General features: G+C 69.6%; 6 protein-coding genes and 2 tRNA genes. 6 read left to right on the top strand and 2 right to left on the bottom strand.

What is annotated here, in order from left to right:
• Positions 1-125 precede the first annotated feature (125 nt).
• Positions 126-199 (bottom strand) — tRNA-Gly (locus AB0G74_RS25530).
• A gap of 227 nt (positions 200-426) precedes the next feature.
• On the opposite strand from AB0G74_RS25530, the gene AB0G74_RS25525 reads away from it, so the two are divergent.
• The 5 genes from AB0G74_RS25525 to clpX all read left to right on the top strand — a co-directional run bounded on the left by AB0G74_RS25525 (position 427) and on the right by clpX (position 5179).
• Positions 427-503, top strand: a tRNA-Pro gene (locus AB0G74_RS25525).
• Positions 504-702: 199 nt separating this feature from the next.
• Positions 703-2097 (top strand): trigger factor, encoded by a 1395-nt coding sequence (gene tig / locus AB0G74_RS25520; protein WP_361150395.1) that lies wholly within the window; start codon positions 703-705, stop codon positions 2095-2097.
• A gap of 297 nt (positions 2098-2394) precedes the next feature.
• On the top strand, positions 2395-2997 hold the full coding sequence (locus AB0G74_RS25515) for an ATP-dependent Clp protease proteolytic subunit (protein ID WP_361150407.1): 603 nt from the start codon (positions 2395-2397) through the stop codon (positions 2995-2997).
• Between the two features lie 92 nt (positions 2998-3089).
• On the top strand, positions 3090-3749 hold the full coding sequence (locus tag AB0G74_RS25510; RefSeq protein WP_361150393.1) for an ATP-dependent Clp protease proteolytic subunit: 660 nt from the start codon (positions 3090-3092) through the stop codon (positions 3747-3749).
• Between the two features lie 146 nt (positions 3750-3895).
• Complete coding sequence (gene clpX / locus AB0G74_RS25505; RefSeq protein WP_358823564.1) at positions 3896-5179, top strand: ATP-dependent Clp protease ATP-binding subunit ClpX; 1284 nt, start codon at positions 3896-3898, stop codon at positions 5177-5179.
• 128 nt (positions 5180-5307) lie between these two features.
• Here clpX and AB0G74_RS25500 read toward each other — a convergent pair whose 3' ends face one another.
• Complete coding sequence (locus AB0G74_RS25500) at positions 5308-6333, bottom strand: hypothetical protein (RefSeq protein ID WP_361150390.1); 1026 nt, start codon at positions 6331-6333, stop codon at positions 5308-5310.
• Between the two features lie 142 nt (positions 6334-6475).
• On the opposite strand from AB0G74_RS25500, the gene AB0G74_RS25495 reads away from it, so the two are divergent.
• Positions 6476-9097, top strand: a complete 2622-nt coding sequence (locus AB0G74_RS25495) for a valine--tRNA ligase (protein ID WP_361150388.1) — start codon at positions 6476-6478, stop codon at positions 9095-9097.
• Positions 9098-9342: the final 245 nt, after the last annotated feature.

The raw sequence follows: 9342 nt of genomic DNA, 5'->3' as shown, positions 1-9342 counted from the left end.
TTTTGTTTTTTTTTTTTTGTGTTTTTGGTCTACATCCTCCCCCCCCCCCCACCCCCCCACCCCCCCCCCCCACCCCGCGCGTGGGCGGGGGGCGGGCCCCCCCCCCCCCCCCCGGGCCTCCGTGGTGGAGCGGGCGACGGGAATCGAACCCGCGTAGCCAGTTTGGAAGACTGGGGCTCTACCATTGAGCTACGCCCGCGAGCACCGTCGAACGGTGCCTGTGCCGCAGGTCTGCGGCACGAGGAGCATCGTAGCGGGTCCCGGGCGCCCCCCGCACACCCGTATCCCCGCCGGGCGTCCGCCGGACGCCGGGTCCGGGCCGCCGAGGAGTGTTCGATCACCCCCGTGCGCCCGTGCGCCCTCCCCGTGCACGCGATAACCAGCGGCCACCCTGCCTGCGAACATGTACCCTACGTGTCGCACCGACGGGGTGTGGCGCAGCTTGGTAGCGCGTCCGCTTTGGGAGCGGAAGGTCGTCGGTTCGAATCCGGCCACCCCGACCACCGTCTCCGGCGCCCCGCAAGATCGCGTTGTGGGGCGCATCCTGCATACAGCTACTATGCAAACTGCGTGCCCGCGTGTCCGAACACGGGCGAGGGCCGAACCGGCTGCGGCGATCAGCCCCGGGCCGGAGGGCCGATCCGTACCGAGGTGCGGGGACGCCGCATGACCCCAGTATTCAGCCATCAAGGAGACCGAACCGTGAAGAGCGCCGTGGAGACCCTGAACCCGACCCGGGTTCGGCTCACTGTCGAGGTGCCCTTCGAGGAGCTCAAGGACAGCCTCGACGCGGCGTACAAGAAGATCAACCAGCAGGTCACGGTCAAGGGCTTCCGTAAGGGCAAGATCCCGGCCCGGGTGATCGACCAGCGGTTCGGCCGTGGTGCGGTCCTGGAGGAGGCGGTCAACGACGCCCTTCCGAAGTTCTACTCCGAGGCGGTCCGCGAGGCCGAGCTGAACGTGCTCGGCCAGCCCGAGGTCGACATCACGGAGCTGAAGGACGGCGACACGCTGAACTTCACCGCCGAGGTCGACATCCGCCCCGAGATCGAGATCCCGGACTACTCCGGCATCGAGGTCGAGGTCGACGCGGTCGAGGTCACCGACGAGGACATCGACAAGTCGGTCGAGCAGCTCCGTGAGCGCTTCGTCACCACCACCCCGGTCGAGCGCGCCGCCGCCGACGGCGACGTCGTCACCGTCGACCTGACCGCCAAGGTCGACGGCGAGGTGCTCGCCGACGGCGTGGCCGACGGCGTCTCCTACACCATCGGCTCCGGCGAGCTGCTCGACGGCATCGACGACGCGGTCAAGGGCCTGGAGGCCGGTGGCGAGGCCACCTTCACCTCCCAGCTCAAGGGCGGCTCCGCCACGGGCAAGGACGCCGAGGTCACCGTCAAGGTCACCCAGGTCGCCGCCCGTGAGCTGCCGGCCCTCGACGACGACTTCGCCCAGCTGGCGAGCGAGTTCGACACGCTGGAGGAACTGCGCGCCGACAGCGTCAAGCGGCTGCGCAACATGAAGGCGTACGACCAGGCCACCCAGGCCCAGGAGCGGGTGCTGGACGAGCTGCTGAAGCTGGTCGAGGTGCCGATCCCCGAGAAGCTGCTCGAGGACGAGACCAACACCCGCAAGCACAACCTGGAGCACCACCAGCTCGGCCAGATGGGCCTCGACCTGGCGAAGTACCTGGAGATCCAGGGCAAGACCGCCGAGGAGTTCGAGACCGAGACCCGCGACCAGGCGATCAAGGGCATCAAGACCCAGTTCGTCCTCGACGCGCTGGTCAGCAAGGAGAAGCTCAACGTCAGCCAGGACGAGCTGACCGAGCACCTGATGCGCCGTGCCGCCTCTTCCGGCATGAGCCCCGACCAGTTCGCCCAGGCCGTCGTCGAGGGCGGCCAGGTGCCGATGCTCGTCGGCGAGGTCGCCCGGGGCAAGGCGCTGGCCGTGGTCGTCGAGGCCGCCAAGGTCGTCGACACCAACGGTGAGGTCGTCGACCTGGACGAGGAGGAGGAGGCCGAGGCCGCCGCCGACACGGTCGAGGCCGTGGAGTCCGCCGACGAGGCCGCCGACGCCGAGAAGGCCGACAAGTAAGAGCGTGCGCGCCGCCCCGGCCGCCCCTCCCGCCGGGAGGGACGGCCGAGGTCCGCGCGGCAGGGCCCGGACGCAGCCGCGTCCGGGCCCTGCGCCGTCCCCGGCCCGGGACCGGCCCATTCCCGCCCCGGCGACCTTGCGCTCCGAGCGAACAGTTCGGGAACCGGGATGGCGTTGTCCGACCTGCGCGTTAGGGTCCATGAATACGAGGGCGGGGGAGTACCCGGCCCCGGCTGAAAAGACGCTGAGACGGCGGGCAGCCGTCAGAGACGAGCAGGTGGACACGTGACGAACCCGATGCCCCAAGCCGCCGGTGAGCCGTCCCTCGGTGGCCTTGGCGACCATGTCTACAACCGGCTGCTCGGCGAGCGGATCATCTACCTCGGCCAGCAGGTCGACGACGACATCGCGAACAAGATCACCGCACAGATGCTGCTCCTGGCCGCCGACCCGGAGAAGGACATCTACCTCTACATCAACAGCCCCGGTGGCTCCGTGACGGCCGGTATGGCGGTCTACGACACGATGCAGTTCATTCCGAACGACGTCGTCACCATCGGTATGGGCATGGCGGCCTCGATGGGCCAGTTCCTGCTGACCGGCGGCACCCCCGGCAAGCGCTTCGCGCTGCCGAACACCGACATCCTGATGCACCAGGGCTCGGCGGGCCTCGGCGGCACCGCCTCCGACATCAAGATCCAGGCCCAGTACCTGCTCCGGACCAAGCAGCGGATGGCGGAGATCACCGCCCGGCACTCCGGCCAGACCGTCGAGGCGATCCTGCGCGACGGCGACCGCGACCGCTGGTTCACCGCGGAGGAGGCCAAGGAGTACGGCCTCATCGACGACATCATGTCGTCCGCGTCGAACGTCCCGGGCGGCGGCGGCACCGGCGCCTGAGCGCCCGCCCCATCGCCCAGCCACCGAGCCCGTGGCGGCGCCCAGTGAAAGCGCCCCCGGGCCCCTCGAACCGGAAGGCCGAGAACACCCCCATGAGCACCTTCTCCGCGAGCGGCCTCTACACCGGCCCGCAGCCGGACAGCCGCTATGTCGTCCCCCGCTTCGTCGAGCGCACCTCCCAGGGCGTCCGCGAGTACGACCCGTACGCGAAGCTCTTCGAGGAGCGCGTGATCTTCCTCGGGGTGCAGATCGACGACGCCTCCGCCAACGACGTCATGGCCCAGCTGCTGTGCCTGGAGTCGATGGACCCGGACCGCGACATCTCGATCTACATCAACAGCCCCGGCGGCTCCTTCACGGCGCTGACCGCGATCTACGACACGATGCAGTTCGTGAAGCCGGACATCCAGACCGTCTGCATGGGCCAGGCCGCGTCCGCCGCCGCCGTACTGCTCGCCGCCGGTACGCCCGGCAAGCGGATGGCCCTGCCGCACGCCCGGGTCCTGATCCACCAGCCGTCCTCGCAGACCGGCCGTGAGCAGCTCTCCGACCTGGAGATCGCCGCCAACGAGATCCTGCGGATGCGCAGCCAGCTGGAGGAGATGCTGGCGAAGCACTCCACCACTCCGCTGGAGAAGGTCCGCGACGACATCGAGCGCGACAAGATCCTCACCGCCGATGACGCGCTGGCGTACGGTCTGATCGACCAGATCGTCTCGACCCGCAAGAGCACGGCGGCCACCGCCGCGTGACCCGGTGCCCTCGGTCTTGGCGCGGTCCATGAGAATGTGAACCGCGCCAAGAGGGGCCCGAACGGGGGCCCGGGCACGGTACCGTCGAATATGAGGCACGAGGAGCGGCTGCACCAGGCCGCTCCCAGGCGAAGGGGAAGCACCTCGTGGCACGCATCGGTGACGGCGGCGATCTGCTCAAGTGCTCGTTCTGCGGAAAGAGCCAGAAGCAGGTGAAGAAGCTCATCGCAGGCCCCGGTGTGTACATCTGCGACGAGTGCATCGAACTCTGCAACGAGATCATCGAGGAGGAGCTCGCCGAGACCTCCGAGGTGCGCTGGGAGGAACTGCCCAAGCCGCGCGAGATCTACGAGTTCCTCGAAGGCTATGTCGTCGGGCAGGAGCCCGCGAAGAAGGCCCTCTCCGTCGCGGTCTACAACCACTACAAGCGGGTCCAGGCCGGGGAGACCGGCGGCCCGAACGGCCGGGACGACGCCATCGAGCTGGCCAAGTCCAACATCCTGCTGCTCGGCCCCACCGGCTCCGGCAAGACCCTGCTCGCCCAGACCCTGGCCCGGATGCTGAACGTGCCGTTCGCGATCGCGGACGCCACCGCGCTCACCGAGGCGGGTTATGTCGGCGAGGACGTCGAGAACATCCTGCTGAAGCTCATTCAGGCGGCCGACTACGACGTGAAGAAGGCCGAGACCGGGATCATCTACATCGACGAGATCGACAAGGTCGCCCGTAAGAGCGAAAACCCGTCGATCACCCGGGACGTCAGCGGCGAAGGCGTCCAGCAGGCCCTGTTGAAGATCCTGGAGGGCACCACCGCCTCCGTACCGCCGCAGGGCGGCCGGAAGCACCCGCACCAGGAGTTCATCCAGATCGACACCACGAATGTGCTCTTCATCGTGGGCGGCGCCTTCGCCGGTCTGGAGAAGATCATCGAGTCCCGGGCGGGCGCCAAGGGCATCGGCTTCGGGGCCACCATCCGCTCCAAGCGGGAGATCGAGGCCAGCGACCAGTTCCAGGAGGTCATGCCGGAGGACCTGGTGAAGTTCGGGATGATCCCCGAGTTCATCGGCCGCCTCCCGGTCATCACCTCGGTCCACAACCTCGACCGCGAGGCCCTGCTGAAGATCCTGGTCGAGCCGCGGAACGCGCTCGTCAAGCAGTACCAGCGGCTCTTCGAACTCGACGGGGTCGAGCTGGACTTCGACCGCCCGGCCCTGGAGGCCATCGCCGACCAGGCCATCCTGCGCGGCACCGGCGCCCGTGGACTGCGCGCCATCATGGAGGAGGTCCTCCAGTCGGTGATGTACGAGGTGCCGTCCCGCAAGGACGTCGCCCGGGTCGTGATCACCGCCGATGTCGTCCGCGACAATGTGAACCCGACCCTGGTGCCCAGGATCGTCCAGGGCGACGGCCGGCACGAGAAGTCGGCGTAGCCCGGGGCCGATCGGCGCGACACCGCCACCGGGCCGCGCCGCCGCCCCGCCCCCGGAACGACGAAGACCCCCGCCCCGTACGCGAACCGTACGGGGCGGGGGTCTTTCCGGTGCCGGACCGACCGGGGTCAGATCTTGGTGCGCGAGGTGTTGTAGAGCTTGGCCGCCAGCTCGGACAGCTTCCCCGTCTCCATCGCCTTGGTCGGGGTGTCCCCGGTACCCGCGAGCATCGACATCTCCATGTGCATCACCACGACGACACTGCTGTGGTCGCCCCAGACGCACAGCGGGATCTCGAACGGCTGCTTGCCCGACTTGTCCTTGATCTTCTGGCACTTCATCACAGCGCCGTTGAAGCCGCTCGGCTTCACCGCCTGCGAGCTGCCGACTAGTTCGGCCTCGCCGTCCTTGCCCGAGTCCTTCTCGACCAGCTTGAAGAAGTTGTCGATGGCCGTCTCCGGCTTGTCGACCTTGCCCCAGAAGCCGGTCATCACCAGCATCTTGCCGCTGGTCGGGTCGGCCCCCGCCTTGTAGCTCGCGGCCACCTGCTGGGGGTCCTTGATGCCCATCGACTCGGCGTCCTTGCGGTCGCTCGCGGACATCTTGTCGTCCTCGCCGGCGCCGCTCTGCTTCTGGTACTCCTCGACCGAAGCGGGCGGGGTGATCTTGTAGCCGCGGGTGCTGTCCGCCACCCCGCCGGAGCCCTCGTCGTCCCCGCCGAGCAGCAGATAGCCACCGCCGCCGATCACCGCGAGCGCCACCACGACCGCGGCTATCACCAGGCCGGTCTTCTTCTTCCGCGGCGCCTCGGGCGCGGGCGGCTGACCCGGGTGGCCGGGCTGCTGCCCGTACGGCCCCGGCTGCTGCGGCGCGCCCCACTGGCCCGGCTGCTGGGCGCCCGGCGCACCCGGCTGGCCCGGCTGCTGCTGCCCGCCGTACGGGTTCGGCTGGCCCGCGGGCTGCTGCGGGAAGCCGTAGCCGCCGCCCTGCGGCGGGGTGTACGGCCCCGGCTGCCCACCGGGCTGCTGGGGGTAGCCGTAGCCCGGCTGCGCCGGGGGCTGCTGCGGCGGCTGACCCCCGTACGGCCCCGGCTGACCGTACGGTCCCGGCTGCTGCGGCTGACCGTCGTAAGGGCCCGGCTGGTTCTGGCTCATCCTGGTGAGTCCCCCATGTGTGAACGCTTATCTGGACCTCACATCCTCACCCACGCCCCCCGGCGGTGGGGCGACCGGGGTCACACCGTTACCGAACCTTCCCGTTTCCGTACGGGCCCGTGACACCCCCTAGACTGGCTCCGTGACCGAGAACACTCAGCAGCCGCCAGCCACCACCCCCGAACTGCCGACCCAGTACGCGCCGGCCGAGGTAGAGGGGACGCTGTACGAGCGCTGGGTAGGACGCGGTTACTTCGAGGCCGACGCCAAGAGCGACAAGCCCGCGTACACCGTCGTCATCCCCCCGCCGAACGTCACCGGCTCCCTCCACATGGGCCACGCCTTCGAGCACACCCTGATCGACGCCCTGACCCGCCGGAAGCGGATGCAGGGGTACGAGACCCTGTGGCAGCCCGGCATGGACCACGCCGGGATCGCCACCCAGAACGTCGTCGAGCGGGAGCTGGCCAAGGAGGGCAAGTCCCGGCACGACCTCGGCCGGGAGGCGTTCGTCGACCGGGTCTGGCAGTGGAAGGCCGAGTCCGGCGGCCAGATCCAGGGACAGATGCGCCGCCTCGGCGAGGGCGTCGCCTGGAGCCGTGACCGCTTCACCATGGACGAGGGCCTCTCCCGGGCCGTCCAGACCGTTTTCAAGAAGATGTACGACGAGGGGCTGATCTACCGCGCCGAGCGCATCATCAACTGGTGCCCGCGCTGTCTGACCGCCATCTCCGACATCGAGGTCGACTACCAGGACGACGACGGCGAGCTGGTGTCGCTGAAGTACGGCGACGGCGACGACACCGTCGTGGTCGCGACCACCCGCGCCGAGACGATGCTCGGTGACACCGCGGTCGCCGTCCACCCCGACGACGAGCGGTACGCCCACCTCATCGGCAAGCGGATCACCCTGCCGCTCACCGACCGCACCATCCCCGTCGTCGCCGACACCCATGTCGACCCCGAGTTCGGCACCGGCGCCGTCAAGGTCACCCCCGCCCACGACCCCAACGACTTCGCCATCGGCCAGCGCCACGGCCTGGAGTCCATCGAGGTCCTCGACGAGCGGGGCGTCATCACCGTCCACGGCCCCTTCCAGGGCCTGGACCGGTTCGAGGCCCGCTCGGCGATCGTCGCCGCGCTCCGCGCCGACGGCCGGATCGTCGCCGAGAAGCGGCCGTACACCCACTCCGTGGGCCACTGCTCCCGCTGCCGGACGACCCTGGAGCCCAGGGTGTCGCTCCAGTGGTGGGTCAAGGTCGAGCCGCTGGCGAAGGCCGCCGGTGACGCCGTCCGCGACGGCAAGGTCGCCATCCACCCCGCCGACATGACCCAGCGCTACTACGACTGGGTCGACAACATGCACGACTGGTGCATCTCGCGCCAGCTCTGGTGGGGCCACCGGATCCCCGTCTGGCACGGCCCGAACGGCGAGATGGTCGCCGTCGGACCCGATGAGCAGCCGCCGTCCGGCGAGGGCTGGGAGCAGGACCCCGACGTCCTCGACACCTGGTTCTCCTCCGGCCTCTGGCCCTTCTCCACCCTGGGCTGGCCCGAGCAGACCCCCGACCTGGAGAAGTTCTACTCCACCGACGTCCTCGTCACCGGCTACGACCTGATGTTCTTCTGGGTCGCCCGGATGATGATGTTCGGGCTCTACGCGATGGACGGCGAGCCGCCGTTCCGTACCGTCGCCTTCCACGGCATGGTCCGCGACGAGTTCGGCAAGAAGATGTCCAAGTCGGCCGGGAACACCGTCAACCCGCTCGACTGGATGGACTCCTACGGCTCCGACGCGGTCCGCTTCACCCTGGCCCGCGGCGCCAACCCGGGCACCGACGTCCCGATCGGCGAGCACTGGGTGCAGGCGTCCCGCAACTTCGCCAACAAGGTCTGGAACGCCACCCGCTTCGCGCTGATGAACGGCGCGACCGTCGAGGGCGAGCTGCCCCCGGCGGACCGGCTCTCCACGGCCGACCGGTGGATCCTCGCCCGGCTCAACAAGACCGTGGCCGAGGTCGACGCGTACTACGACGACTACCAGTTCGCCAAGTTGTCCGACGCGCTCTACCACTTCGCCTGGGACGAGGTCTTCGACTGGTACGTCGAACTCTCCAAGACCACCTACTTCGCGGGCGGCGAGCAGGCGAAGGTCTCCGCGCGCGTCCTCGGCGAGGTGCTCGACGTCACCCTGCGGCTGCTGCACCCGGTGACGCCGTTCGTCACCGAGGCGCTGTGGACCACCCTCACCGGACGCGAGTCCGTCGTCGTCGCCGACTGGCCCGCCGACAGCGGCTTCCGCGACGAGGCCGCGGAGCGGGAGATGGAGCTGGTCCAGCGGCTGGTCACCGAGGTCCGCCGGTTCCGCTCCGACCAGGGCCTCCAGCCCGGCCAGAAGGTGCCCGCCCGGCTCGACCTGGCCGGTACGGCCCTCGCGCCGCACGAGGCCGCGATCCGTCAGCTCCTCCGGCTCCAGCCGGAGGGCGACGCCTTCCACGCCACCGCGACCCTGCCGGTCGCCGGGGCGACCGTCGCCCTCGACCTCTCCGGCACCATCGACGTCGCCGCCGAGCGCAAGCGCCTGACGAAGGACCTCGCGGCGGCGGAGAAGGAGAAGGCGCAGGCGGAGGCGAAGCTCGGCAACGAGGCGTTCCTGGCGAAGGCGCCGGATCAGGTGGTGGAGAAGATCCGGGGCCGCCTGTCGAACGCGGAGTCGGACATCACCCGCATCACCGGCCAGCTCTCCGCGCTCCCCACCGCCTGACGCGCACGCCCTTCCGGGCCGCCCCATTTCCGGGGCGGCCCGGACTCTTTTTTGAACGCGGGGCTGGCCCCGGCGTCCCTGATGGGCCCCGTGCAGCCCGTCTCTTCCACGGAGGGCTTGTCCCGGAGTCCCCAGGCGCGCTGGGGGTCCCCCATTGCCGAAGGCATAGGGGCGGAACTGCGCGATCAGCCGTCGGCGGCGGGCAGACGGCATGGGACAGCTCCGCCTACGGCGGAACACCGATC

Origin of the sequence: Streptomyces sp. NPDC020875 (genome assembly GCF_040641415.1) — a bacterium.
Taxonomy (GTDB): domain Bacteria; phylum Actinomycetota; class Actinomycetes; order Streptomycetales; family Streptomycetaceae; genus Streptomyces.
Note: the sequence above shows the minus strand (reverse complement) of the source record. Positions and strands in the feature narration are given on the sequence as shown.